This is a genomic window from Mariniflexile sp. HMF6888, from assembly GCF_044335535.1.
Lineage (GTDB): Bacteria > Bacteroidota > Bacteroidia > Flavobacteriales > Flavobacteriaceae > Mariniflexile.
In genome coordinates, this window is the sequence record NZ_JBIQVZ010000009.1 from 114561 (window position 1) to 140705 (window position 26145).

General features: G+C 34.2%; 25 protein-coding genes. 17 read left to right on the forward strand and 8 right to left on the reverse strand.

Going from position 1 to position 26145, the window contains the following annotated elements; all coding sequences use genetic code 11:
- Window positions 1-95: 95 nt before the first annotated feature.
- Window positions 96-797, reverse strand: a complete 702-nt coding sequence (locus ACGLWY_RS16225) for a class I SAM-dependent methyltransferase (RefSeq protein ID WP_396620718.1) — start codon at window positions 795-797, stop codon at window positions 96-98.
- A 222-nt stretch (window positions 798-1019) separates the two neighbouring features.
- Between ACGLWY_RS16225 and ACGLWY_RS16230 the strand changes: the two genes are divergently transcribed.
- Window positions 1020-1514 carry a YkgJ family cysteine cluster protein gene (locus ACGLWY_RS16230; RefSeq protein WP_396620719.1) on the forward strand — a complete coding sequence of 165 codons (495 nt, stop codon included), beginning with the start codon at window positions 1020-1022 and terminating at the stop codon, window positions 1512-1514.
- A gap of 299 nt (window positions 1515-1813) precedes the next feature.
- Window positions 1814-2647 (forward strand): sterol desaturase family protein, encoded by an 834-nt coding sequence (locus ACGLWY_RS16235; protein ID WP_396620720.1) that lies wholly within the window; start codon window positions 1814-1816, stop codon window positions 2645-2647.
- Here the strand turns inward: ACGLWY_RS16235 and ACGLWY_RS16240 are convergent.
- The 3 genes from ACGLWY_RS16240 to ACGLWY_RS16250 all read right to left on the reverse strand — a co-directional run bounded on the left by ACGLWY_RS16240 (window position 2637) and on the right by ACGLWY_RS16250 (window position 5494).
- Window positions 2637-3716 carry a serine hydrolase domain-containing protein gene (locus tag ACGLWY_RS16240; protein ID WP_396620721.1) on the reverse strand — a complete coding sequence of 360 codons (1080 nt, stop codon included), beginning with the start codon at window positions 3714-3716 and terminating at the stop codon, window positions 2637-2639. The two genes, ACGLWY_RS16235 and ACGLWY_RS16240, sit on opposite strands and share 11 nt — an antisense overlap.
- Before the next feature lie 172 nt (window positions 3717-3888).
- Window positions 3889-4011: a hypothetical protein gene (locus ACGLWY_RS16245; protein ID WP_396620722.1), complete on the reverse strand. Its 123-nt coding sequence runs from the start codon at window positions 4009-4011 to the stop codon at window positions 3889-3891.
- A gap of 34 nt (window positions 4012-4045) precedes the next feature.
- Window positions 4046-5494: an exo-beta-N-acetylmuramidase NamZ domain-containing protein gene (locus tag ACGLWY_RS16250; RefSeq protein WP_396620723.1), complete on the reverse strand. Its 1449-nt coding sequence runs from the start codon at window positions 5492-5494 to the stop codon at window positions 4046-4048.
- Between the two features lie 8 nt (window positions 5495-5502).
- Between ACGLWY_RS16250 and ACGLWY_RS16255 the strand changes: the two genes are divergently transcribed.
- The 5 genes from ACGLWY_RS16255 to ACGLWY_RS16275 all read left to right on the forward strand — a co-directional run bounded on the left by ACGLWY_RS16255 (window position 5503) and on the right by ACGLWY_RS16275 (window position 10783).
- The gene (locus ACGLWY_RS16255) at window positions 5503-6738 is read left to right on the forward strand and encodes an ABC transporter permease (protein WP_396620724.1); all 1236 of its coding nucleotides are present in this window, start codon (window positions 5503-5505) and stop codon (window positions 6736-6738) included.
- 691 nt (window positions 6739-7429) lie between these two features.
- Complete coding sequence (locus ACGLWY_RS16260; protein WP_396620725.1) at window positions 7430-7951, forward strand: hypothetical protein; 522 nt, start codon at window positions 7430-7432, stop codon at window positions 7949-7951.
- 22 nt (window positions 7952-7973) lie between these two features.
- Complete coding sequence (locus ACGLWY_RS16265) at window positions 7974-8600, forward strand: hypothetical protein (RefSeq protein ID WP_396620726.1); 627 nt, start codon at window positions 7974-7976, stop codon at window positions 8598-8600.
- A 126-nt stretch (window positions 8601-8726) separates the two neighbouring features.
- Window positions 8727-9593 carry a hypothetical protein gene (locus tag ACGLWY_RS16270; protein ID WP_396620727.1) on the forward strand — a complete coding sequence of 289 codons (867 nt, stop codon included), beginning with the start codon at window positions 8727-8729 and terminating at the stop codon, window positions 9591-9593.
- Window positions 9594-9601: 8 nt separating this feature from the next.
- The gene (locus ACGLWY_RS16275) at window positions 9602-10783 is read left to right on the forward strand and encodes an AAA family ATPase (protein WP_396620728.1); all 1182 of its coding nucleotides are present in this window, start codon (window positions 9602-9604) and stop codon (window positions 10781-10783) included.
- A gap of 159 nt (window positions 10784-10942) precedes the next feature.
- Here ACGLWY_RS16275 and ACGLWY_RS16280 read toward each other — a convergent pair whose 3' ends face one another.
- On the reverse strand, window positions 10943-11146 hold the full coding sequence (locus tag ACGLWY_RS16280; protein WP_396620729.1) for a hypothetical protein: 204 nt from the start codon (window positions 11144-11146) through the stop codon (window positions 10943-10945).
- Between the two features lie 195 nt (window positions 11147-11341).
- On the opposite strand from ACGLWY_RS16280, the gene ACGLWY_RS16285 reads away from it, so the two are divergent.
- Window positions 11342-16069 (forward strand): BspA family leucine-rich repeat surface protein, encoded by a 4728-nt coding sequence (locus tag ACGLWY_RS16285; RefSeq protein ID WP_396620730.1) that lies wholly within the window; start codon window positions 11342-11344, stop codon window positions 16067-16069.
- 236 nt (window positions 16070-16305) lie between these two features.
- On the opposite strand, the gene ACGLWY_RS16290 is transcribed toward ACGLWY_RS16285, so the two are convergent.
- Window positions 16306-16509, reverse strand: coding sequence for a hypothetical protein (locus tag ACGLWY_RS16290; protein WP_396620731.1), 204 nt, complete (start codon window positions 16507-16509; stop codon window positions 16306-16308).
- A gap of 121 nt (window positions 16510-16630) precedes the next feature.
- Here ACGLWY_RS16290 and ACGLWY_RS16295 point away from each other — a divergent pair, with 121 nt between their 5' ends.
- From ACGLWY_RS16295 to ACGLWY_RS16330, 8 genes are all read left to right on the forward strand, one after another.
- Complete coding sequence (locus tag ACGLWY_RS16295; RefSeq protein ID WP_396620732.1) at window positions 16631-16843, forward strand: helix-turn-helix transcriptional regulator; 213 nt, start codon at window positions 16631-16633, stop codon at window positions 16841-16843.
- 294 nt (window positions 16844-17137) lie between these two features.
- Window positions 17138-17767, forward strand: coding sequence for a hypothetical protein (locus ACGLWY_RS16300; RefSeq protein WP_396620733.1), 630 nt, complete (start codon window positions 17138-17140; stop codon window positions 17765-17767).
- 570 nt (window positions 17768-18337) lie between these two features.
- Entirely contained in the window at window positions 18338-18883 is a 546-nt protein-coding gene (locus ACGLWY_RS16305) for a carboxymuconolactone decarboxylase family protein (RefSeq protein ID WP_396620734.1), read from the forward strand.
- 65 nt (window positions 18884-18948) lie between these two features.
- Window positions 18949-19368 (forward strand): nuclear transport factor 2 family protein, encoded by a 420-nt coding sequence (locus tag ACGLWY_RS16310; RefSeq protein WP_396620735.1) that lies wholly within the window; start codon window positions 18949-18951, stop codon window positions 19366-19368.
- 10 nt (window positions 19369-19378) lie between these two features.
- The gene (locus ACGLWY_RS16315; protein WP_396620736.1) at window positions 19379-20263 is read left to right on the forward strand and encodes a helix-turn-helix domain-containing protein; all 885 of its coding nucleotides are present in this window, start codon (window positions 19379-19381) and stop codon (window positions 20261-20263) included.
- Window positions 20264-20548: 285 nt separating this feature from the next.
- The gene (locus tag ACGLWY_RS16320; protein ID WP_396620737.1) at window positions 20549-21106 is read left to right on the forward strand and encodes a hypothetical protein; all 558 of its coding nucleotides are present in this window, start codon (window positions 20549-20551) and stop codon (window positions 21104-21106) included.
- A 237-nt stretch (window positions 21107-21343) separates the two neighbouring features.
- The gene (locus tag ACGLWY_RS16325) at window positions 21344-21919 is read left to right on the forward strand and encodes a hypothetical protein (RefSeq protein ID WP_396620738.1); all 576 of its coding nucleotides are present in this window, start codon (window positions 21344-21346) and stop codon (window positions 21917-21919) included.
- Window positions 21920-22308: 389 nt separating this feature from the next.
- Window positions 22309-22914 (forward strand): class I SAM-dependent methyltransferase, encoded by a 606-nt coding sequence (locus ACGLWY_RS16330; RefSeq protein WP_396620739.1) that lies wholly within the window; start codon window positions 22309-22311, stop codon window positions 22912-22914.
- Between the two features lie 512 nt (window positions 22915-23426).
- On the opposite strand, the gene ACGLWY_RS16335 is transcribed toward ACGLWY_RS16330, so the two are convergent.
- Complete coding sequence (locus ACGLWY_RS16335; RefSeq protein WP_396620740.1) at window positions 23427-24344, reverse strand: hypothetical protein; 918 nt, start codon at window positions 24342-24344, stop codon at window positions 23427-23429.
- 37 nt (window positions 24345-24381) lie between these two features.
- On the reverse strand, window positions 24382-24795 hold the full coding sequence (locus ACGLWY_RS16340; protein ID WP_396620741.1) for a hypothetical protein: 414 nt from the start codon (window positions 24793-24795) through the stop codon (window positions 24382-24384).
- 270 nt (window positions 24796-25065) lie between these two features.
- Here ACGLWY_RS16340 and ACGLWY_RS16345 point away from each other — a divergent pair, with 270 nt between their 5' ends.
- The gene (locus tag ACGLWY_RS16345) at window positions 25066-25953 is read left to right on the forward strand and encodes a hypothetical protein (RefSeq protein WP_396620742.1); all 888 of its coding nucleotides are present in this window, start codon (window positions 25066-25068) and stop codon (window positions 25951-25953) included.
- Window positions 25954-26145: the final 192 nt, after the last annotated feature.

A 26145-nucleotide genomic window follows, 5' to 3' on the forward strand; every position in this document is an offset into this window, starting at 1 on the left:
TTTTTTCGTTACCTATTTCGACTTTAGTTCGGCCAAAAGGCTCCATGTGACAATTTAGAATAAACATGCTTAACTTAATGACATGAGATTCCTGCCTACGCAGGAATTAAGCGAGCCAAATAATCAAAATGCTCCCCTTCTAGAATCAACTCACATGTCAACCCAACAGTTTCACAGGCCAATTGCAGTTTTTCAAAATCTAAATACAGCCATTTCATGGGGGCTTCTTGTTTGCCTTTATAACTCAAAAAATAATCGAGTTCGCCGTAGTAATTAGCATTCATATCCATCCAAAAACCACCATCTTCGTCTTCGTACATGTATTTGATGTCGGATGAATCAATTAAAATCTGTCCGTTTGGATTTAACAAGCTTTTTAAATGCGTTAAGTATTTTGAAACGCCTACCAATTCCTGAAAAATCCCTGTACCATTCATTAAAAGTAATATGGTATCAAACTTTTCAGATTCATCTAAAATATTCTTTACTTCAGCATGTAAAACCCCACGCTGTTTTGCAACTTCAATAGCGCCTTTTGATATGTCAATCGCCTTTACTTGAAGCCCTTTTTCCTGTAAATACAAACTATGGCTTCCCGCACCACAACCCACATCCAAAATGTGGCCTTTTGCTAATGCCAATGCTTTTTGCTCCAGTTTGGGCATCTCCTTAAATTCCCTAAACAAATAGGGAAGGGGTAAGTCATCTTCCTCCGATATGTTGGTAGACGTGATGATGTCTTCGGTATAACGTCCGTTTTGATAATCTAGCAAGGCTTTTCCGAAAAGGTCTTTCATAGAAAATTTTTATTTTTCATTTCCGTGAAGACGGAAATCTATGTGTATAATTAAATATTACTTACAAAACGTGAATCGTGAAACGTGAATCGTGAATCGTGAATCGTGAATCGTGAATCGTGAAACGTGAAACGTGAATCGTCAATCGTAAATCGTAAATCAAAAATCGTAAATATTTTAAAGTTTTGTTCTATTTTTAACTTCGAACTTAAAACCTAAAACTTGGAACAAATAATAAGCAATCTTCCAAAGCTCGCCAAAGATAAGCATAACGAGAATAAAAAATTCTTTGCCAAGCTAAAAAGTAAACCGCCTAAAAATTTAGACTATGTGATGCAGGATTTACATGAGGCTGAGTTTAAGCGTACCAATTGTTTAGACTGTGCCAATTGCTGTAAAACGACAGGCCCGTTGTTTACCGACAAAGATATTGAGCGTATTGCCAAGCATTTTAAAATGAAAACACAGCAGTTTATCAATCAGTATTTACGTATTGATGAAGATAACGATTACGTGCTGCAAAGTGTGCCTTGTACTTTTTTAGGGGCTGATAATTATTGTTCTATTTACGAAGTACGCCCCAAAGCATGCCGCGAGTTTCCACATACCGATAGAAAAAAGTTTCAGCAAATTTCAAACTTAACGCTAAAGAATGTTGCCATTTGCCCTGCTGTATTTAATATTGTTGAAGAAATGAAGAAACGGATTAAGGGTTAGGTTTCAGTGTTCAGTATTCAGTGTTCAGTCTCAGTGTTCAGTTGCAGTGTTCAGTGTTCAGTTGCAGTATTCAGTGGTCAGTTGCAGTTGCAGTATTCAGTGTTCAGTTGCAGTTTTCAGTAGCAGTGGAATTTAATCTAAACACAGATGCTGAAACTACAGGTTTCTTTTTGAGCCATAACAACCCTGCAACTCTACAACTTTGTAGCTTTGTAGCTCTGCAACTCTGAAACTTTGCCACTTTGCCACTTTGAAACTTTGCAACTTTTTTCACTATATTTAGAATAAAAAGCAACCCATTGGAAACTCTTTTAAACTATTTTGAAACGATTCCATCATCACACCGAAGCTTGATTTTAGTGGGTGGATTGACTTTTTTTTGGCTTTTGGAAGGGGCTGTTCCATTATTCAGATTCAATTATAAAAAATGGCAACATGCGGTTCCTAATATATTTTTCACCTTAACAACCATTATTGTCAATTTTTCACTAGCTTTTTTATTGCTGAAATTGGCAGATTGGGTCATGGCAAACAACTTCGGGGTTTTAAATTGGCTGCCCGAAATACCCCTTTGGTTGTATATCGTTTTAGGGGTGTTTTTAATGGATTTTTTCGGGGCTTATGTGCCTCATTTTGTAGAGCATAAAGTCAAGCCTTTTTGGATGGTGCATTTAGTACATCATTCCGATCATAAAGTAGATGCCACCACGGCAAACAGACATCATCCTTTAGAAAGCGTTATTCGGTTTGTGTTCACGCTGATTGGCGTTATTATTATTGGTGCGCCTATGGGGATTGTACTGTTGTATCAGTCCATGTCTGTAGTAGCTACCCAATTTACACATGCCAATATAAAATTACCTAGAAAAGTCGATCATATTTTAAGTTATGTGCTGGTGTCGCCCGATATGCATAAAGTGCACCATCATTATAGATTGCCTTATACCGATTCTAATTATGGCAATATCTTTTCAGTTTGGGATAGGCTTTTTGGAACGTATATGGAATTAGACAGAGACCAATTAATTTACGGTGTCGATGTATTTCCAGATGAAAAAGAAAACAGCACGATTAAAGGTTTATTGAGGCAACCATTTCAAAAGTACAGAAAGCCTACGGTTACTAATCCATAAAAATAGCTTCAAGCTCCTCTCCAAAGTCTTTCATGGAAACGCCTGTTAAATTGGTTAAAACGGCAATAACCAGTTCCTCTTTAGGATATACCAACAAAATAGTGGAAGCGCCAACACCACCACCTGTATGATAATATTTTGGCGTCCCATTTTTTGAATGTCCTACCGAAAAACCAATGCCATAACCTGTTATTTTTCCATTTTTTAAACGTTGTGAAGTAATGATTTCTGAAAGCGCTTCTTTAGATACCAGTGTGGGCGAAATTATTTCGTTTCCAAACTTTACAACATCTTCTGAAGTTGATAAAAAGCCACCGCCCGCCACTTTATATTCGTTGTCAACAGCTTTGGCAAACACGGGTCCTTTTAATGGAGATGTGCTATAAAACTGCGTTTTGTTTGGCACCATAGCATCAGAGACATCCATCATGGTATGGTTCATTTGCAAAGATTTAAAGATGGAATCGTTAACGAAGGCATCAAAAGGTAGGTTACTGACTTTTTGAATTATTTCACTTAATAGTACATAACCATGGGAACTGTAATTAAATTGCGTACCAGGTTCAAATAAAAGCGGATCGTTTTTAAACAAATCCAATCCTTCGGTAATACTCATTTTTTTGTTTAAAGCATATTCGGTGTCGTCTCTGTAATGGCGAATGCCGGCTAAATTACCTCCCAGTTGCCTCACCGTGAAATCGTACGGTTGTTTTGGGTAATCGGGTAGGTAGTTATAAACGCTGGAATCTAAGTCAATAAGTTTATTGTCAACCAATTTAGCCAAAGCAAGTGCTGTTATGGATTTTGAAATACTGGCTATTCTAAAAATGGTAGTATCTGGTTTTACAGGAGTTTTAGTACTTTTGTTTGAAAATCCGAAGCCTTTGGACCAGATAAGTTCACCATGTTGGGATACCGAAATAGCCATACCGGTTATTTTGTTTTTCCGCAGAAATTTTTTAGCCAGCTTTTTGGCTGCCTTGGTTTTAACCTCACTTGGGTTTTCGACGGTTTGACTAAATCCTATAGCGCTTAAAAGGAGCATTATGGAAGCAATAATTCTTTTCATTTTGTTAATCGTGAAAGGTGAAATGGTGAAACGTGAAATGTGAAAACGTGAATCGTGAAAACGTGAAATGTGAAACGTGAAGCATACATCAAAATTCGTAAATCGTCAATCGTAAATCGTAAATCGTCACTCGTAAATCGTGAAACGTGAAACGTGAAATGTGAAACATAATTCAAAATTCATAATCCATAATCCATAATTCATAATCCATAATCCATAATTCGTAAATCGTAAATCGTAAATCGTAAATCGTCACTCGTAAATCGTGAAACGTGAAACGTGAAATGTGAAACATAATTCAAAATTCATAATCCGTAATTCGTCAATCGTCAATCGTCAATCGTAAATCGTAAATCGTAAATCAAATATTTCTTCCTAACTTTCCTAAATCCATCCAATCCCTGTTGCCAGGTTGCTTTTATGGCGGTTTCCGTTAAGCCAGCTTCTATTTGCTGTTGCAATTTTTTTGTTCCAGCCAATTTCGTAAAAAACGCATTAAAGAATTCAGATTTATTTTGAGTGGAACGATAGGCATTTATTAGGTAACTTAAATCCAATCCGTTTAATTTTTTAGTATGGGATAGATTCATTCCGTAGCACACTTTATTTTGATATGGAGGTTGTTTAGCGCCTTCGTTGGGTTGTGGGGTAAAGGAGTAAGTGTATTTGGTTTTATCTAAAAACGGACTCCCAAACACTTGAAACTGTTTATCTGTTCCACGCCCGACACTCACATTCGTGCCTTCAAAAAAGCATAAACTCGGGTATAGGTTAATAGCTGTGTCGTTTGGCAAATTCGGACTCGGTTTTATGGGTAAACTATAGGCTGTTTGATGCGTGTAATTTTTAATAGGAATCACTTTCAATTCGCATTGAATACCATTTTTCAGCCATTTTTCACCGTTTATCATAGTAGCATATTCACCAATAGTCATGCCATGAACCACAGGAATGGGGTGCATGCCCACAAAACTTTTATGTTCCATTTCCAAAATAGGCCCATCAACGTAATGGCCGTTGGGGTTGGGTCGGTCTAAAATCAGTAGAGGTATATGGGCTTCGGCACAAGCTTCCATCACATAATGCAATGAGGAAATATAGGTGTAAAACCGTGCGCCCACATCTTGAATGTCAAAAACCATCACATCAATATGTTTAAGCTGCTCTGGCTTCGGCTTTTTATTGTCACCATAAAGCGACACAATAGGAACGCCCGTTTTGGCATCCATACCATCTTTAATATGTTCGCCAGCATCGGCAGTACCCCTAAAACCATGCTCCGGAGCAAATACGATTTTTATGTTTATGTTTAGTGATAGTAAGGAATCTACTAGGTGGGTGTAGTGGTTGGGTGTTGGGTTCTGGGTTTTGGGTTCTGGGTCTTGGGTCTTAGGTCTTGGCTCTTGTCTCTTGCTTCTTGTCTCATATCTCTCTTTAAAGATAACTGACGTCTGATTCGCCACAACACCAACACGTTTGCCTTTCAGCAATGGTAAATAGGCATCCGTTTGGTTTGCACCGGGGATGGGTGTTGGGTTCTGGGTCTTGGCTCCTGGGTCTTGTCTCTCGTCTCTTGTCTCTTGTCTCTTGTCTCCTGCGTACTGTGTACTGTGTACTGACTCTTGTCTCTCGTCTCCTGTCTCCCATCTTCCGTCTCCCGTCTCCCGTCTCCCGTCTTCCGTCTTCAACCCATCAACTTTCTCCCTCGAAAAGTTTCCGCAAGAAATCATTCCTAAAACAAATAATAAAACTGTATTTTTGACAACATTAAACCGCATAGTGTATTTTGAATTACGAGTTTTTTTTAGCTAAACGTATAATAGGCAGCAAAGCGTATAAAAGTAGTGTTTCGGCACCAATAATAAAAATTGGTATTGCAGCAATTACTATCGGTATGGTGGTGATGATGGTTGCCATAGCAACGGGTATCGGACTTCAGCAAAAAATCCGTGATAAAGTCGTGGCGTTTAATGGGCATGTAACCATCTCCAATTACGATAGCAACAATTCGCAAGAAAGTCTGTTTCCCATATCTAAAAAACAAGATTTTTACCCCGAATTTAAGTCGGTTGAAGGCGTGAAACACATTCAGGCCGTGGCTTCCAGATTTGGTGTTATTCGCACCGAAACCGATTTTGAAGCCGCCTACCTAAAAGGTGTGGGTGCCGATTATGACTGGGCATACTTTAAGGACTTTTTAGTAGAAGGGAAACTACCGGATTATACCAAAGACATGAACGAAGATGTTTTAATCTCACAATATTTAGCCAATAGGCTCGGGTTTAAGGTAAACGATACCTTTCAAATGGTGTTCCCGAAAGAGGATGCCGAAAAGCTGCCCAACATCATTACCTATAAAATCACGGGTATTTACAATTCGGGATTTCAAGAGTTGGATGCACAATACCTTTTGGGCGATATTCGCCATATCCAACGTATTAATAGATGGAACGACGATCAAATAGGCAATTTTGAGGTGTTTATAGCCGATTACGACCAACTTCCCACAAAAGGCATCGAAATTTACCGAAGCACGCCATCAACGCTTAATACCCAAACCATCACCGAGAAATACGCCTCCGTTTTTGAGTGGATAAACATTTTCGACAAAAACATTTACGGGATTATTGGCATCATGATTTTGGTAGCCGGCATCAACATGATCACCGCATTACTGGTTTTAATCCTGGAGCGTACCCAAATGATAGGCATTTTAAAAGCCTTGGGAAGCAACAACTGGAGCATCCGGAAATTGTTTTTATACAACGCCAGTTACCTCATTATACTAGGCCTTTTCTGGGGTAACCTGATAGGTTTAAGCCTGTTGTTTGCGCAAAAATATTTTAAGCTATTCCCGTTGGACCCCAGCGTGTATTACGTCACCGAAGCCCCCGTTTACATAGGAGTGGGCTATATTGTGGCCTTAAACATAGGCACCATGCTCCTGTGTTTACTCATGCTTTTGGTACCCTCGTATATCATTACCAAAATATCACCGGTAAAAGCCATCCGCTTCGAATAATTTTTTGGGCATTACCCTTGGGGGTCGCGCTATACACTACTAGTTTTGGCTCGCTGCGTCTACGCGCCAAAAGCTATCCGTTTCTATCGCTAACGCAGCCCCAATATCATTAAGTTAAGCCTGTTTATTCTAAATTGTCACATTGAGCTTGTCGAAATGCTTAACAAAAAAGGACTTGATGGAGGTTACGACTGCACTCCTGACCCACTTCTCCTTAACATAATGACATTGAATGCACCCCACATACAAAGACATTTTACAACCCTAAAACCTGTGTTTTTTGCAAAATTCACCCAAATAATCGATGAAATGCACCTATTTGCCCCATACCTTGTTCGACATGCCTTCGAGGATGCTTCGGGAATCCTTCGTAAAATAGGGCTTTTTACGAACAATCCTCGAAGGAATGTCGAAGGAGACTCGAACAAAACCCTAATAAGTGATTAAAATGGCGTTGGAAACCACTTAAACGGAATAAATAAAATACAACTTATTTTTGTAAGTGAATTTTTATTATATTCGTAACTGTATAATTTGGATGTAGACTGTTGTTTATGTTTAATTGTTGGCATAACATTGGATACCTTGTTGAAAAGCAATAGATTGCATACGTGAAAAGTATAATTATACTTGTATTGCTTTTTATTGGGATTATACGATTGTTACATTACAACTAAAAAAAGTAAGAGAAATGAAATATGCAATTATGTTAGGCTCGAATATGTTCATTGGAACAAATGGAATTTTTACAGTAGAAATTAATGGAAAATTGAAAGAATTTTTTAAAATCCGAGAAATATTTCGAGAAAGATCAGAAGGTTCATATTTGGTAGTCGATTGCGATATTAAAGATTCCGAAAATAAAAGGGAGGTAAAGCTTTTCAAAAGTAAACCAGTTGTGGCAGACGAGAATATTCAGATTGAATCTGATAAAAAGATTTTGCTTGCTAAAAGATCAGACGGAAGTCCAATTATTAAAATTGAACAAATTGAAAACGACAATCCTACTCTGCCGAAATCTGGACCAATTTCAGAAGAACTTAAAACGAATCAGGTAGATGCTATTTTGAGAATAACTGGAAATTTTTATGCTGGAGATTTTAAAGTAGATATTGACGATGTGAATATGAAGATAGACGGAATAATGCTTGGAGGAAATTTGAGTGTCGGAACTGGTGGAATGCAAATTACCCCAATGGGATTTTCGATGTAAACACTATAGACAAGCTAGTAATATGGAAAACCTAACATACTGGAAAATAATAATAGATTTGATAACCTCACTGGGGTCGATTTCTGCTGTGATAATTGCGATTCTTGCTATAAGATTTGCAACCAAGACTTCAAACCACCAAATTCTAGTTTCTAAAGTGGAGGAGATCTATGAAATTACACAACATCTTCTTTACTACTACCCGTCCTTAATATTTGTGTATAACCGACTCAATGAAAGTCATAACTCAGAAAAATATAATGCCGAAGAAAGGTCTTCAAAACATAAGAAGTATCAGAAATTAGTAGAACAATTCAAAAAAAATGTAGATACGGAAGATTTATATAGAAAAACAGGTCGTTTAAGAACTTTGGCGCAGGCATACTTATCTCCAGAACTTAAACGGAAGGTTTTAACATACAATGACCTATTTGAAAAATTGATTATTGTAATCCTTCAGGAACAAAAAATATTACAGGAAATATTTTATAAAGAAGGATTCCCAGAGGAAAAATTATTGAGAGAATTTGCTGCTGAACTTGAGATTTGCCTGATAAAAATAATTAAGCTTGGTGAGAAGCCATTAAGTCAAAATGACATTGCAGAATATCGTTCCAAGGAGTTTAAGCAAAAATTAGATATAAAATAAACCCTATGTATAACGTGCAGTAAGAAAAATGATGCAATGATTACACTCGATAAAAAGTGTCACATTTGCCTACTGCGAAATCGTTGCGTGTAATGCACGAAGAAAAATAGTAATAACATTTAAATTATGATTTTCAATATTTATTACATCAATTTTCCAAAGGTTTATGAAATCAAGATGATGTTAAGTAATGTTATTGCTTTAAGCCGAGAAAAACAGACTGATAGTAGTGACGGAAAAGAAGTTGATTATAGAGGTAAATTAGGAATAAACTTTCTAAATTTTTTCAATATTGCAGGAGCATCAATTGAAGGCGAGGCTGGACGGAAAAATCTCAATTCTGACTCTCAAAAAGTTCTTGAAACTTTTGAAATAAAAACGACAAAATCGGTAATCTTAAGTGAAATAATTGAAAAAAGTCAAGCTATAAATAGTTTTACAGACTTAAAAGAAGGAAGTTTAATTAAGGTTGACAATGTAAATCTTTCTTTAGAAAATGAACCCGAATTAAGAACTGTAAAACTATTTACAAGTGGTTCGTTTAAGGGAATGAATATACCAGGTGCTAATGGTTTTGACATTAATAATTTGTTTAATTCAATGTTCAAGGATTATTCTTATAAAATGAAAGGAATACTTGAAAAAAGTGATGATGAACTATTAGTAAAAATACCTCTAACCTTTGAAAGTGAATTTGAAAGTTCTTATAGCGTTGATGACTTATTCATTGGAAGGGTTTCAATCGTGGGACTTTATAAAGGAAAGATAAAAGTTGATTCGTTAAAAAATTCTTTTGAATTCTTTCAAGAGTTAGGAACTATGCAAAATATGGTTACTAACAATAATGACGAAACAAAAGAAATCCAAGATAGTCAATATACTGTCCAAAGTAAAGATTCTAGTTTCATATTTGCTAGTTCAAAAGATGGCAATAAAGAATTTCATTATATTGATTTACTGGCTATAATTCAAAATGTTGATATCCCAAAATAAGTTATTAAATGGATAGACAACTTTTATTTTTTGACAAAAACTATTTTGCCTTTTATAAAAAATTAAAATCGGAACAAGGCAAAAAAATTATAAGTATCTCTGAGGGTTTACATAATTTTGATAAAATTGATGAGCTAGATGAATTTTCTCAAATAGTAGATATTTCTTCTCTAGCTGGACTTGAAAAACTACAATACAATGCAGAATTAGTAATTCCGAAATATCCTTACAGAACTATTTTTATTGCAGACAAAAATCATAAAGAACTATTTGAATTCCATTTAAGATACTTATTCAACAGTTTTTTGGATATCGACGTAGTAGAAGATATTGAAATAGAATATAGTCAAATAGATGGCACAGTAAAATCAAATGTTTTAAAGCATAATAAAATTGTCGATTTAGACTCTGAATCAATAAATAAATTTTCAAAAACATTTGCAAAACAAATATATGGACATGAAAAATTCAAAGATGATTTTGCAGAATTAATCAGGAATTTTGGTGTTTTTAATAAGCTAGGAGAACACAAAATTTTATCTCTTTTCTTAATGGGAGATTCAGGTGTTGGCAAGACGGAAGTGGCTAGGGCAATTCATAAATCGCTTGGTGGTAAAAAGAAAATAGCAAAGATTAATTTCGGTAACTATAGCAGTGATAATTCCTTGAATTCACTTATAGGAAGTCCAAGGGGTTATGTTGGAAGTGACGAAGGAGAAATTTTTATTAGAGTAAAGGAATCTGATACAGGGTTAATCCTTATTGACGAGTTTGAAAAATCAAATTCAATGCTTTTTAACTATTTTTTGGATGTTTTGGAAAACGGAAAAATGATTAGTTCAATGGCGGAAGAAATTGACTTAAATGGATTTATAATAATATTTACATCTAACATAAGTAAAGAGGATTTTCCTAAAAGAATCTCACCAGAATTAAGGTCAAGGTTTGATTATAAAGGTTACTTTATGCCATTATTTTATAGTGATAAAAAGAAATTTGTTGAGTTTAGAATAAAAAATATCATTGAAAAGTTTAATGAAAACTACGAAGTTGAGCTTCCAAATGGTATAACCGACGATATATTTAATAGAATTAACGTTAGTAATTTTAAAAACATGCGTGATTTGAACAAAAACATAAAGGACATATTTGTAAAATATGTAATGGAAGTATTAATCCACAAAGAATAGAAAAGCACTACACACAGTATTGGTAGTCGTTACATATGCCCATAAAAATCATGCTTCTCTCTTGTCTTTCATATAACGCAAAGCACATTTAGCTTTTGACATCACACAATCCTGCCCAAACAACCAAAAGCGCTTAATCTTCCCAACCCCTTCAACCCATTACAATCCTGAGTTTCTCCTTGTTGGATGCATGGCTTGGTGCTCTTTAAACTGCCCGATTTCCTCCTTTAAGGTTTTGTTGAGGTTTTGGAGTAGGTTGTTTTGGAATTTCATAATGCCTATTAAATCGTGCATGGCATTTAGGTTTTCTAATTGTTTGAAGACTATTTGTTCTAAATTGGCTTTGGTGTATCTCGTGCTCATAGTGTTTAATATCAGTAATTAATTTCGATATTAATCAGGGTTTGAAGTAAACATGCAACTTAAGCTTCGTTAATGATCTCCCTTAATAAATAATTTTCGTTCAAAACAATTTGTAACTTATTTTTAAAAATAAGTTATTTGCAAAATAAAGGTAAAAACAACTACAAACATATAGTAACTTAAGAGTATTTAACAATGAAAACAACAATTCTAATTCTTTTATTATTTATATCGGGCTTATCAATGGCACAACCAGGTAATGCTCTTAATTTTGATGGTGGCAATGATGTAGTAGTTGTTCCCAACGATCCCATACTTGAGTTTTCAAACGGAACCATTGAAGTATGGATAAAACCCGATTGGGTATCTGGAACCGCTGGGTATAACCCCAGCTTTATAGGTTTAAGAGATGCCAGTCATTCCAGATTTAGTTTTCACATCAAGAATGATTATTCAACAATCGATTTATATAATGGAGGAGCATACTCTTTTAGTTATCCCTTTTCGCAGGGCGAATGGTATCACATTGCTCTTGTTTTCAAAAATTCTTCAACCGATGTTTATATTAATGGATTGTACCAGGGAGCAATAGGTGCAAGCATAAACACATTTTGGACAGGTCAAAACCTGAACATAGGCAGTAGTAATGGTTTAACCGAAAACTTTAAAGGCGAAATTGATGAAGTTCGCATTTGGTCAAGCCAAAGAACAGCGTGCGAAATTGCATCGTATAGAAATACACAACTTGTGGGTAATGAAACCGGCCTGTTGGCCTATTACAATTTTAACCAGGGTTTTGCCGGAGAAACCAACGTTTTTGAAACATCACTTACCGACTTAACCGGCAATCAATTGAATGGAACACTTAATAATTTCACCCTGCAAACTACAACTTCCAACTGGGTTGCTTCAGGAGCTGATGTTACTACCATGAACACACCTGTAGACAATATCCCTCCGGTATTAAACGTGCCTCCTGATGTTTCAGCTGATTGCGGTATACCTTTAGATCCTGGTAATCTCGGAGGAAATGCGATTGCGACAGATATTTGCGATGCAAATCCTATAATTACACTTTTCGATGTAAAAAATGGCGCTATTGTAACCAGAACATGGAAAGCCACCGATGCCAGCGGCAACGAAACTACCGGGGAACAAATAATTACAATAAATGATAATGCACCACCTGTAACACCTGTACTTTCAACACTTGAAGGAGAAACTTCGATAACTGCTGTGGCTCCCACAACTACAGATGCCTGTGCCGGAACCATAACAGGCACCACATCTGATCCTACCGTATATACACAGCAGGGAATCCATACCATTACCTGGACATTTGACGATGGAAACGGTAACACAACAACTGCTGATCAAAAGGTAATTGTTGATAATGGGCAAAACATGGTGCTTGAATTCAACACCAGTTTAAGTGCAGGAACAACTGTAACATTGCCTCTCAATGGAACGGTTGATGCAACGATAAACTGGGGTGATGGCAACATTGAAAGTACAACCACTTCTGCCAATTTAGATCACACTTACGCTGCTGAAGGAACTTATACCGTATTTATTAGCGGAAGTTTAACTCATTTTGGGCGAAGCACGTATCCGAATGCTGACAAATTAGCCAAAGTAACCAATTTTGGAGACCTGGGAATCACAGATTTTTCTTATGCTTTCAACAATGCAAGTAATTTATCAGAAGTTCCTTCAACACTACCTGCCGGAGTGACCAACACATCAAGAATGTTTATAGGGGCAGAAAATTTCAACCAGGATCTAAACAACTGGGATGTAAGCAATGTCATTGATATGAGCGGTATGTTTGCCCGGGCATTAGCCTTCAACGGAAATATCAGTAACTGGAATGTAAGTAAGGTTGCTAATACAGCAAGCATGTTTAATACAGCACAAAAGTTCAACCAGGATATTAGTCGCTGGGATGTAAGCAATGTCTCCAATATGTCCTTTATGTTTATGAATGCATCTTTATTTAATCAGGATATTGGCAGTTGGGATGTAAGCAATGTCACCAATATGTCAATAATGTTTCAATATGCAACAGCTTTCAACGGGAATATCTCAACATGGAATACGACAAATGTTACAAATATGAATAGAATGTTCTATGGAGCGGCATCATTCAACCGGGATTTGAACTCATGGAATGTGGGCAATGTAACCAATATGGATGGCATATTTGGAGAGGCACCAGCTTTTAACGGTAATATTTCAGCTTGGAATACGGCAAAGGTCACTTACATGGGAAGTATGTTTTATCTGGATACATCGTTTAACCAGGACTTAAGTTCTTGGGATGTAAGTAATGTTACAGACATGCGCAACATGTTTCGAGGCGCCACTTCATTTGATCAGAATATCAGCAACTGGGATGTGAGCAATGTTACAGATATGACAGATATGTTTTTAAACGTCACTTTATCAACTACTAATTATGATGCCCTGCTGAATGCATTGTCGGCATTAGCATTACAAGAAAATGTATCCTTTCATGCAGGAAATTCAAAATACAGCTGTTTCAGCGAATCGGCCAGAACTGATCTTATCAATGATTTGAACTGGGACATTACTGACGGTGGCAAGGTAAACGATGCAATTACAATTAATACACAACCTGCGGCATCTACCGATATATGTGAAAGTGCACCTGAGACCGTGCTGACCGTAGTAGCCTCCTCATTATTTCCCGTATCATATCAGTGGTATAAAGATGATGTAATTATTGCAACTGAAGGGAATAATTCATCATTTACAATACCAACATCATTTGCCAATAGCGGAACTTATTATTGTGTGCTTTCTAATACCTGTGGTGTTTATGAGCAAACAAATGATGCTGTGCTAACTATTAATGATGATGTCACAGCACCTGAAACACCGGTACTTCCGACTATAGTAGGAGAATATTCAGTAACAGCAACAGCACCAACAACAACCGATGCATGTGTCGGAACCATTACAGGAACAACTTCTGATCCAACGGAATATACGGTAGAAGGAACCTACACCATTACATGGACATTTAATGATGGAAAAGGGAACAGTACTACCGCAGATCAAACAGTTGTTGTAAATGACGGGCAAAATATGGTGCTTGAATTTAATACCAACTTAAGTGCAGGCACCACCATTACCCTTCCACTTAATGGAACAGTAGATGTTTCTGTTGATTGGGGAGATGGTTCTTCTGAAAGTACCACCAATTCAGCAAATCTATCACATACTTATTCAAGTGAGGGAACTTATTTTGTTACAATCAGTGGCACTTTGACTCATTTTGGACGCGACTATTATCCTAATGCTGATAAGTTAAAAAGGGTAATAAGTTTTGGTTCCATAGAAATTGCTGATTTGTCTTCAGCTTTTCACTATGCTAAAAATTTATCTGAAGTCCCTTCAACCCTTCCTACAGGTGTTACCAATACCAATTCTATGTTTCTTGGTGCAGAAACCTTCAACCAGGACTTAAACAATTGGGATGTAAGCAATGTAACTGATATGGAATGGATGTTTTGTGCCGCTTATGCTTTCAATGGTAATATTTCCGACTGGAATGTAGGGCAGGTAACTTCTATGAAAAGGATGCTTGGTTTTGCAAGTGTGTTTAACGGAAATATTAGCAATTGGGATGTTAGTAATGTAACGAATATGTATGAAATGTTTTATTATGCCTATGAATTTAACCAGGATATCGGAAACTGGAATACGAGCAGTGTAACTGATATGAGCCGGATGTTTTCTGCATCCAAAAAATTTAACCAGGATTTAAATAATTGGAACACAAGTTCCGTAACAACTTTAGCAGGAATATTTAGTGACACAGAGGTATTTAACGGAAATATAAGCAGTTGGGATGTGAGTAATGTAACCAGTTTGTATGGGTTGTTTCAAGGTGCCCTTATGTTTAATGGAGATATATCAGGATGGGACGTAAGCAAAGTTACCGATATGTCATATGCATTTGCATATACTGATAGTTTTAACCAGGATATAAGCAGTTGGAATGTAGGTAATGTTACAAGTATGTCACATATGTTTTCTTCTGCACAAGCATTTGACCAGGATGTCAGTAAATGGGATGTAAGCAATGTAACAGATATGTTTTTAATGTTCTCTTATGCAGTATCCTTTGACCAGGATATTAGTAGCTGGGATGTGAGTAGCGTTACAAACATGAATGGTATGTTTTCGGGTGTTACTTTATCAACTATAAACTATGATGCCTTATTAAATGCCTGGTCAACACTAACTCTGCATAATGGTTTAATATTTCATGGAGGCAACAGCAAATACAGTTGTTTGAGTGTAACGGCAAGAGACATTCTTCGTAATGATTATAAATGGATAATTTTTGATGGTGGTTTTTTAACTGACGCTGTAACTATCAATATTCAACCTGCAAGCTCGACAAGCGTTAATGAAAACACACCGGATATTGAACTTTCGGTAGGGGCAAGCGGAGAAGTTGCCTTATCTTATCAATGGTATAAAGATGATGTTGCTATCACAAGTAATGGAAACAGTTCTTCTTTAATAATAATCACCCTGCCTGCTAACAGTGGAACATACTATTGTGTGGTGACAAGCGCCTGTGGTGCAAGCGAACAATCAGCAGATGCTGTTGTAGACATTATGGACGCTACTTTAAATAATCCGACAATTGAGGAAAGTCCAATTACCATATATCCTAATCCTGTGTCTGATAAACTATATATCGAAATAAAGTCCAATACTATTCAAAAAATAACCATTTGGAATTTAGAAGGTAAACAGTTAATCCAAAAATCAAATGACTCAATAAGTGGACTACTGGATGTTTCTTTTCTCGAAAGCGGGGTTTATATTATGAATATTCAAACTAATGATAAAATTATAATAACAAAAATCATAAAAGAATAGTGCAAATTTAATTATAGGTAATAAGAAACGATTATAATATTGCTTTAAAATCTATAGTCCAATAGTGAAAGCTTTTAACTACTAATAACTAGTTCATTGGTAACTGTTGCACAAACCACTGATTTTATAAAAACAGGATATAAAAACGCCCATTTTAAGGGCGTTTTGTTTTGTAGTCGCAACAGTTGTCCCCTAAAAAGTCAAAAGCGCTTAATCTTCCCAACTCGTTCAACGCATTACAATCCTGAGTTTCTCCTTGTTGGGTGCGTGGCTTGGTGCTCTTTAAACTCCCCGATTTCATCCTTTAGGGTTTTGTTGAGGTTTTGGAGCAGGTTGTTTTGGAATTTCATAATGCCTATAAAATCGTGCATGGCGTTCAGGTTTTCCAATTGTTTGAAGACTATCTCTTCTAAATGGGCTTTGGTGTATCTTGTGCTCATAGTGCTTAATTTGATTTATATATTGTAATTTCGTATATTAATATAAAGCAGTTATAATACGGTACTAAATATATTACTAGACCATATAAAAAAGCTTTAAAATGACTTATAAATGGTCAAAATGAATCGAATTAAAGACGTACTAAAAGAGCAGGGAAGGACTCAAACATGGCTATCTGAACAGCTTGAAAAAAGCTATGTTATAGTAACAAACTATTGTAATAACAATGTACAGCCTAGCATTGAAGTGCTCCGAAAAATTGCAAACATACTGGACGTTGACGTTAGGGTATTATTAGTTCCGACAAAATATAATAATCTAGAAGACGAGTGAAAAAAAGATTATGTTGCCCCAACCCAGAGAAGTCTGTGACTTTATAGCAATATAAAAGAAAAGTAAGCGTATATAAGAAACTACATTTAACAAAAAGGTGTAGTTTTTTTATTTAAACAGCTTATTAAAAAGTAATATATTGCATACATAAACGATATAACTACACTTGTGTTGCTGTTTGTTGTGGTTGTATGAGTGTTGGCAACAATATAACGACAAACATCGACAAAAGAAAAAACATACTTCCACCGTTATTTTGTACCTTTAAGTAATGAGCAACAATTAAAGTAAGACATGGCTACTTTAAAAACTCTTAAATCATGGTTCTACCCTGTTACACCGTTAACGGTTGTAACACCTTTTAGCGTTGTTATTGCTATTTATTCTATCTATCTTGGTTTTACTCTTGAGAGTCCTGCAATTATTTATCCCATTATAGTTGTGCCTATCACAGCGTTTATTGTTGGCTTGTACGTTTTAGACCGAATCCTTATAAAAAAACTTTTTTCATATTACATACTCATTATAGCAGAACTGGTATTGCTGGCTGGTGGTTATTTACAAATTAATTATGCGAATAATACAACCCATATTCATATAACAACTGATGAAGATTATATTTTCGTGCTGTTTGATGCCCATGAGAATTCCATGGACCGTTTCAAAAAAAAAGGCTTCTTTAGCAAAGAGCTGCTGATTAACGGTAACATTATACACTTGGATTCATCACTGCGTTATAGATACGATATACGTGTCTTCCCTCCCGATAGTTGGATGAATAGTTATGAAGAACGTGGTAACTACTTTTATGAAGGAGACACAATACCTTACATATACAAGTTAAGAAGTCGACAAGCGAACGAATATGCACGCACTCAACAAACATATATTGACAGCTTACTGACTCTGGCATTGCAAAAATAAGCAAGAAAAAATCCGAGTGAACGAACTGGCTCTGTTATTAAAAACTAGTTATTTAGTCGTGAGGATGTGGAAGCAAAAAAGTCTACCAGCATTCTCGCTGAGTAATCTCTTGCCCGCACGTTGTTCTCATTTTCGTATTTTATGAATATCTATAACTTACTGCTGCCAACACCGGTGGCTGTTGCACAACTCCTAATTTCAAATAAATCTATAAAAATTAACACTACTAAAAATTATAAATCATTAAAAACAAGTGATTTACTGTTTGCCAAGCAACGATGATTAGAGAGAAATTAGAGAATTTCATGGTTGTGCAAGAGGCACACTGAATAACCGCAATTACGGCGGATTCGACTACGTCCGAATCCACTCGGAATTGCTAACGACAGTGCCAAACCGAAAATTAACGCATATTAACACGTAACTGACGGTTATACGAGACAGCTGTGCGTCATTTAATCATCTTCAAGAAAATCATCCATCCATTAACGAAAATTATCCATTTTAAGCCATTGCATTCTTCATCAACTTTGTAGTGTCAATATTGACAAGCAATTTTAAAAATTAAAAATGGAAAATGTAACTGCAACGGAATTTAATGTTCCAACAAGAAATGAAGTATCTCAAACCAATCAAGAAATTTTTGATAATTTAAACAAAGCATTAGGTTTTGTGCCGAATCTTTATGCAACTATAGGGTATTCAGACAATGGTTTAAAACGATTTTTAGACTATCAAAATGCTAAAACGTCATTAAACAACAAAGAGAAAGAAGCAGTAAACCTTATTGTAAGTCAGGTAAATGAGTGTGTGTATTGTCAAAGTGCACATTTAGTATTGGGAAAAATGAATGGATTTAATGATGAACAATTATTAAATATCAGAAAAGGAAGAAGTGAAAATGCTAAATTGAATGCATTAGTAAAATTGGCAGCAGATATCACTCAAAACAGAGGCAAAGCTAGAAATGAAAATGTAGAGGACTTCTTTGCCCAAGGATATACTAAAGAAAATCTTGTAGATGTAATACTTCAGGTAAGTGATAAAACAGCTATGAATTATTTACACAACCTTACTAAAGTGCCTGTAGATTTCCCTTTAGCTAAAACCATTTAAAAACAAATAAAGGAAATATGGGTTTTCATGTTTCCTTTATTTTTAACTTTTAAATCAATTTAGATATGAATCAAGAAAAGAAATATCCGCTTCCCCCATTTACTTTAGAATCTGCACTTGAAAAAGTTCAAAAAGCAGAAGATGCATGGAATTCCAAAGACCCAATACAAGTCTCAAAAGCATACACCATAGATTCTGAATGGAGAAATAGAACACAATTTATTAACGGAAGAGAAGAAATTGTTGCGTTTTTAACCAAGAAATGGGAAAACGAAAAACATTATAAACTAAAAAAAGAACTTTGGGGTTTTAGAGGAAATAGAATGGCTGTTAGATTTGAGTATGAATTTCAAGATAAAAACGACCAATGGTACAGAGCCTATGGCAACGAGCTTTGGGAATTTAATGAAAACGGACTCATGCAAAAACGCTACGCTAGTATAAACGATTTAAAAATTGAAGAAAACGAAAGAAAATTAATGTAAAATTTAAATCATGATGCAAAACAACAACTTCACGCTTATTAATCCGCAAACGGGTAACCTGGCATTTAAAATATACCATTTAGAAAAAGATAATCCATTTGACCACATCCAAAGATTAAATTATTACTCGCTCATTTGGATTAAAAAAGGCAATGGGACCCTAAAAGCTGATTTTTATGAATACGATTTTAATGAGAATATGTTGTTGTCTTTTTCACCTTATCAACCATTTATGCTTTGTGCTAAAACAGGCATAAGAGGTGTGGTAATTCATTTTCATCCCGATTTCTTCTGTATTCATAAACATCACAAAGAAGTTGCTTGTCATGGTGTGTTATTCAATAATATTTACAATCCACCAATAGTTCAAATTGAAGAAAAAGCTACGGCAAGTTTTGAAATGATAATAGAGCAATTCAAAGACGAAATGAAAAAGCCAGCTTTAGCACAATATGAATTATTAATTTCCTATTTAAAAATATTTTTAATAACAGCATCAAGATTAAAAACAGAACAACAAACCAAATTACAAAAAGCAACTACCAATAATAAAGAACCCTTCATTTTACAGAATTTAAAAAATTATATTGAAACGCATCACAAAACAAAGCATTCTGCTCGTGAATATGCCGATATGCTAGCAATTACACCAAAAGCATTAACAAGACTAACGAAAGCTCATTTTAATAAAACCTTAACCGACTTAATCTCGGAACGCATCATTATAGAAGCCAAAAGGGAATTATACTTAACCAATAAAACAGTTAAAGAAATTGCATACCAGTTAGGTTATAATGACGAATACTATTTTAGCCGATTTTTTAAAAATAATGCAGATGTATCTCCACAACTTTATAGAGAAACTGTTGGTTTTAATAGAGCTTCCGTTAATTAAAAAAAAAACGAACGCACAACACTGTGTCCTACGAAAAGCACTAGCCCAGTTTTCCAAAGTTAATATTTATTCTTTTAATTATCAGCTTTAAGAAGACTATGACTTAGCAGCAATATAAAAGGAGAGCATGTGTAAGAAACTACATTTTTCAATGAGTGTGTTTTTTTATGTAAATGCCTTATTAAAAAGTAATATATTGCATACATAAATCGTATAACTACAATTGTGTTGTCGTTTGTAGTGGTTGTATGAGTGCTGTGTGTCATTTAAAAAACGAACTCTGAATTGAAAAAACTGCTGATAATAACACTTTCTACAATTTTAGTTTCTTGCGGAATTAAAAGAAACAAAACGGAATTTGACAAAATAACTATTGACAAAGAATTAAATAGCAACCTGTTTAATTCAACTGAATTTATGCTCAATCCTTTGACTTTGAAAACGGAATCTGGATATGACAATTATCCTGACTCAACTCAATATATCATAAAATCTAATGCAATTGTAAATAACGACAGTTTAAGGTTAATGAGGTTTGCGAAATTAAAACGAATTGACTCTGATACTCTTGAATTGAAAATATTTGAGACTAATCCAGCGTATAGTCAAAACTTGACAATTAAAATAGTCAATAACGAATTCAAAACAGAATTTGATTACAGAATGTCTGGACCACCAATTGAACCGAAAATAAAAAAACTTAAACAGGAATTAACTATTAAATCAATTCCAAAACAAAATGGTGAAATGATTTTTGGCTCGTTCTATTTTAAAGGAATTTGTGAATCGGATTGTAATGGAGGAATTGAAATAAAAGGCGATTTTAAAGCGGAATTGGAATAAAATAAAACGAACACACAACACCGTGTCCTATAAAAAAGCACTAGCCCAGTTCCCCAAAGTTAATCATCAACTTTAAGAAGATTATGACTTAGCAGCAATATAAAAAAAGTAAGCATATATAAGAAACTACATTTTTCAATAAGTGTAATTTTTTTTATGTAAACACCTTATTAAAAAGTAATATATTGCATACATAAACGATATAACTAAAATGGGGTTGCTGTTTGTTGTGGTTGTATGAGTGTTAGCAAACATATGAAAAGACACCTACTTACTTCAATCATTATTCTGATTTTCATAGTTTCTTGTAAACAAAAGGAAACCAAAAAAGCGAAATCAATTGACCAAGAGCTAACGACTGAACTAAAACTCAAACCAGAAAAACCGATTGAGGAAATTGTTATTCCTGAACAATACTTCGAAATTGATAGTTTAAGGTTAAAACTGGAATCTGAATTAGATAAATTAGCTTTGAACCCAAATTTTGATTTAAAAACTGAACCGATAACCAATACTCACGACAAAACAATAACTGATACAATTAAAACACGGACTTTTGATAAAACTAAAATTCACTCTTATAAATATTTAGAAAGAGAATGGGTTTGTAAAGCAGAAATACGAAATTCTGAATTTGAGTTTTTAGATTCAGTCAAAATTGGAACAAAAAAACAAACATTTGAAAATATTATAAAATCGAAATTGGATTCTGATTTAATAAAAATCGGAGATTTAGAAAATACATCTGTTTTCATTTTCGCATTTGAGAATGACACTCTAAAAACAATTGATTATCAAGGCTACGTGGATTAAAAAAATGTTTGCTAACAACGGTAGCGGTTGCACAACTCATAATTTCAAATAAATCAATAAATTTAGACACTACTAAAAATTATAAATCATTAAAAACAAGTAATTTACTGTTTGCCAAGCAATGATGATTAGAGAGAAATTAGAGAATTTCATAGTTGTGCAACAGGCACACCGTGTATAATTAATTGCTAGTTCTAGCCTACTTACGAAAAACCTCGCGGATTTTGAACTGCCCCCTAACAGAAAAACCAGTTAAGTTTTTAAGTTAACGGTCAAAAAATGAAAAAAAAACATAAACTTTTAAGGATCAAATGATTAACTTTGAGGGTGGTTGGAATTAAAAAACAGTTAGGATATCAATAATTTTGTATTAACTAAAATTAATTACGATGAATTACAAGTTTGCATATTCAATAGGCTTTCATCCATGGGAAGACGCTGAACGACACAAGCCATTTGTCGATAAAATTACGAAAATATTTGAGAGAGAAGAAATTGGTTTAACTCCTCCGTACGGAAAAGCGCTCGATATTGGTTGCGGTAGCGCTGTGTGGGGAATCAGTTTGGCAAAACGAGGGTGGGATGTTACAGGTGTTGACATAGTTGATAAAGCATTGAAAAGAGCTGAAGAACGTATAAAAAAAGAAAATGTAAATATTGAACTTGTTAAAGATGACGTAACTGAACTTCACAAAATTGGAAATGGCTATAAATTACTTTTGGACACTGGTACATTTCATGGATTGAATAGTTCGCAACGAATTGCAATGGGAAAGGCATTAAATAATATTGCTGCTGAAGATGCGACAATACTTTTACTTGTGTGGGATCCTAAATGGAGAGCCTTTTTGCCAAGTGGAGCCAGTCGCAAAGAAATTGAAATGTGCTTTCCAGTTTGGGAAATAACTCATGTGGAATCTGCTGCTGATGAGCCAGAGGCAATCTATAAAATTCTAAAAGCAAATGAACAGTGGTATCGACTTCGCCGTAAATGAATTAAACCATCTAAATAACTGGGCATAACACCGGTAGCTGTTGCACAAGGCCTAATTTCAAATAAATCAATGAATTTTGATACTACTAAAAAATATAAATCATTAAAAACAAGCAATTTACTGTTTGCCAAGCAACGATGATTAGAGAGGGATTAGAGAATTTCATGGTTGTGCAACAGGCACAATGTATAAAACTAATTGCTCAATTTTGAGCTTAACCAAAGGTCGTTGCAAGTTTACTACGTCTGATTACTTTGTCATTTCTATATATAATGTTTAAAATTATGTAGCCTTATTTCAGGACGGGTCATTACTAATGATTTTGTTTATATTACCACTTTATATTATACTAACGGAAGTTTTTTTTCTTAAAAAATAAGCCTAGAAAGAAACAGAAAGCAAGTCACAGATTTTTATTCAATAGCAATTATTATTTTTTGTGTTTAAATTAGCATAACAAAAAAAGAACTCACATTTCTGTAAGGAGGTTGGTATTAATTAGAGGTTCCAAGTTACTTTTCATAATACTCTATTTCCCTTTCTAGTATGTACTTGGGTGTTTCATTTTCAAATTTAATTTTCCTTATCCAATTCCCTTTATCATCATAGTCATATTTATAATTAACAACCCAGCCTAAACTTCCATTTATGTCATATCGACTCTCTTCCGTTTTATTCCCTTTTTCATCGAATTTGAAGAGAGTCTTGAAGTTCAAATTTTTATCCCAGTTATAATTATTTAATTCAATGGTGTTGCCGTTAGAGTCGTATTTAAAAATTTCTCTATATGACCAGCGTCGCTTTGATGAAAAAAAATGTTTTGTTTCAATTAAATTGCCTTTATCGTCATATTTATACGTTTTTTTAAAGTCTAATTTTCCTTCGCTGTTATAATTATTATCTTCAATTAAGTAGCCATAATCATCATATTTATACGTTATATTAAAAGCTAAGGCCCCATTTGCTCTATAATAACTATCTTCAATTATATTATCATTGTCATCATATTTAGATATAATCTTAGAGTCTAAATTCCCATTGGGATTATTTATAACACATTCAATACAATTTCCTTTATCGTCTAATTTATTACTGCCCTTAATGTATAAACTCCCGTCAGAATTATAATTAGTCCATTCAATTATATTACCATTTTCATCGTACTTAATATAAATATCATAGTTAGAAGAATATTGTCGTTTTCTGTCTCCTTTAATGATTTCTCCTGATATCTCAACTGTTTTATAAGAGAACTCCTTATATGATTTAACTTTTCCAAACAGATTTTCCGTTTCTAAAGCACTCTTCTTTTTAAAAAAGGGTTTAGTATTTTTAAAAATATTTTGCTCTTCTAAATCATTTTTTTTCTTATAGGAAGAGCAGCTAAAAATTAACAGGATTATGACTGTGTATAAAATTGACTTTTTCATAAGTAGCAATAATAATTTTGCACGCATTGTTAATCTGCTATGGGGCATATATAAAGTCTGTTTCACCAATAAAATCATAACCTGGCATTTCATTTATATACCTTAAAACCTTTACTTTATATTTATCTCCTTCAATTAATTGCACAGCTGGGACTGTTATGTCTACACCTGCTGGATTTACACCATATACTAGAGGTGGGGATATTGGGTTATCTTGAGTGATATCACTCGCCCATACAACATCTAAATAATTGGTACCGCTAACCGATACAGCATGACGATAGACAATAAAACCATCCACATCACAAGGTGGATCCCAAGAAAAAATAGGCTGTTCTTTGATTTGGACCGTCAATGATACCCTACTTGGGCAGTCTCCCGGTCCTCTTGGTGTTTCACAACCACATATAAAAAATGACACCACTGCTAATACCAATATCAAATTTTTCATAACTAAAAAATAAACATTAGTAATAAAATCAATACTTTAGAATGATAAATTAATTTATGACTTTAAAAAATATCACAAAATGATATTAGTCAGTTCAGATTGAACAATTAGTATCTATTTTTATAGATAAGCTTGTTAGATATCCAATTAAAATAAGGTATCATGATAAAGATTTATAAAATATTGATCATTTTTATAATACTCTCTCTTGCATTCATTTCTTTTAACTATTCTCAAGAAAAAGAAATCCAAAAAAATGATCTAGAAAAAATGAACCTTTATGGACATGTTAAGTCTTTAAGAGAAATTCAATATGAAGTCATTAACGAAAAAATAAGTATGAATTCAAGAAGGCATCTATATTATATCTTTGATGAAAACGGAAAAAAAGTTGAAGAAAGTATGTATAATGCGGATGGCAGTTTATTTTCGAAATACACCTATACATATAACGAAGCAGGAATTTTATTGGAATTTAATAATTTCAATGCTGACGGTAGTCTAGTCTCTAAAAATTTAGGAAAGCTTGATGATAAAGGGCATATCATAGAATGGAATTGGTACCTCTCAAATGGAAGCATTCATTCTAAATTTAATTATAAGTACGATGATAAAGGGAATAAAATAGAAGACAATGAATATGCTGCTGATGGAAAACTATACCAAAAAATCAAATACAAATATGATTTACAAGGAAAGAAGGTCCAGGAAAATGGGTTTAGAAGTTTAAGATATAAGATTACTTTTAAATATAACGACGAAGGAAAAATAATGGAAAGGGATTATAATAAAAAAAATGGAAAATTAATTTACAAACTCACTTATAAATATGATTCTAATGGTAATTGGGTTGAAGTGAAAAGTTATGATAAAAAAGGAGAATTACAAACTATTAATAAAAATGAATACGATAGTAATGGAAATCTCATTGAAGAGAAGGTTTTCGATTTTGAAGGAAAAATAATGTCTCATCATACTTTTAAATATGACGACAATAATAATGAGTTAGAGTATAATATTTATAATTCTAACGGAATAGTCTATACTAGATATTCTCAAATTTACAATTATGATAATAGTGGCAATTGGATTAAAAAAGTAAACTATAAAAATAAGGTAGCCATTTATGTCACAGAGAGAGAAATTATATATTTTTAAAGAAACTCCTTATGCTTTTACAAAAATGCATAAACGAAACAAAGAAAATATTTTAATCAATTGAAAATACATCGGAATTTATCAATCAATATCCTTATTAAAAATTGGAACGGTTATTATAAGAAATTATATATGTAGTGTTGTAAAAAAGTAAAAACTAGCAACACCGCATCCTATGTAAAGCACTGGCCT

Bases quoted from the DNA above. Each gene is read 5' to 3' on its own strand.
- ACGLWY_RS16225 (WP_396620718.1), bottom strand. From the start codon at position 797: ATGAAAGACCTTTTCGGAAAAGCCTTGCTAGATTATCAAAACGGACGT.
- ACGLWY_RS16240 (WP_396620721.1), bottom strand. From the start codon at position 3,716: ATGAAAAGAATTATTGCTTCCATAATGCTCCTTTTAAGCGCTATAGGA.
- ACGLWY_RS16245 (WP_396620722.1), bottom strand. From the start codon at position 4,011: ATGTTTCACATTTCACGTTTCACGTTTCACGATTTACGAGTGACGATT.
- ACGLWY_RS16250 (WP_396620723.1), bottom strand. From the start codon at position 5,494: ATGCGGTTTAATGTTGTCAAAAATACAGTTTTATTATTTGTTTTAGGA.
- ACGLWY_RS16260 (WP_396620725.1), top strand. From the start codon at position 7,430: ATGAAATATGCAATTATGTTAGGCTCGAATATGTTCATTGGAACAAAT.
- ACGLWY_RS16265 (WP_396620726.1), top strand. From the start codon at position 7,974: ATGGAAAACCTAACATACTGGAAAATAATAATAGATTTGATAACCTCA.
- ACGLWY_RS16270 (WP_396620727.1), top strand. From the start codon at position 8,727: ATGATTTTCAATATTTATTACATCAATTTTCCAAAGGTTTATGAAATC.
- ACGLWY_RS16275 (WP_396620728.1), top strand. From the start codon at position 9,602: ATGGATAGACAACTTTTATTTTTTGACAAAAACTATTTTGCCTTTTAT.
- ACGLWY_RS16280 (WP_396620729.1), bottom strand. From the start codon at position 11,146: ATGAGCACGAGATACACCAAAGCCAATTTAGAACAAATAGTCTTCAAA.
- ACGLWY_RS16285 (WP_396620730.1), top strand. From the start codon at position 11,342: ATGAAAACAACAATTCTAATTCTTTTATTATTTATATCGGGCTTATCA.
- ACGLWY_RS16290 (WP_396620731.1), bottom strand. From the start codon at position 16,509: ATGAGCACAAGATACACCAAAGCCCATTTAGAAGAGATAGTCTTCAAA.
- ACGLWY_RS16295 (WP_396620732.1), top strand. From the start codon at position 16,631: ATGAATCGAATTAAAGACGTACTAAAAGAGCAGGGAAGGACTCAAACA.
- ACGLWY_RS16300 (WP_396620733.1), top strand. From the start codon at position 17,138: ATGGCTACTTTAAAAACTCTTAAATCATGGTTCTACCCTGTTACACCG.
- ACGLWY_RS16305 (WP_396620734.1), top strand. From the start codon at position 18,338: ATGGAAAATGTAACTGCAACGGAATTTAATGTTCCAACAAGAAATGAA.
- ACGLWY_RS16310 (WP_396620735.1), top strand. From the start codon at position 18,949: ATGAATCAAGAAAAGAAATATCCGCTTCCCCCATTTACTTTAGAATCT.
- ACGLWY_RS16315 (WP_396620736.1), top strand. From the start codon at position 19,379: ATGATGCAAAACAACAACTTCACGCTTATTAATCCGCAAACGGGTAAC.
- ACGLWY_RS16325 (WP_396620738.1), top strand. From the start codon at position 21,344: ATGAGTGTTAGCAAACATATGAAAAGACACCTACTTACTTCAATCATT.
- ACGLWY_RS16330 (WP_396620739.1), top strand. From the start codon at position 22,309: ATGAATTACAAGTTTGCATATTCAATAGGCTTTCATCCATGGGAAGAC.
- ACGLWY_RS16335 (WP_396620740.1), bottom strand. From the start codon at position 24,344: ATGAAAAAGTCAATTTTATACACAGTCATAATCCTGTTAATTTTTAGC.
- ACGLWY_RS16340 (WP_396620741.1), bottom strand. From the start codon at position 24,795: ATGAAAAATTTGATATTGGTATTAGCAGTGGTGTCATTTTTTATATGT.
- ACGLWY_RS16345 (WP_396620742.1), top strand. From the start codon at position 25,066: ATGAACCTTTATGGACATGTTAAGTCTTTAAGAGAAATTCAATATGAA.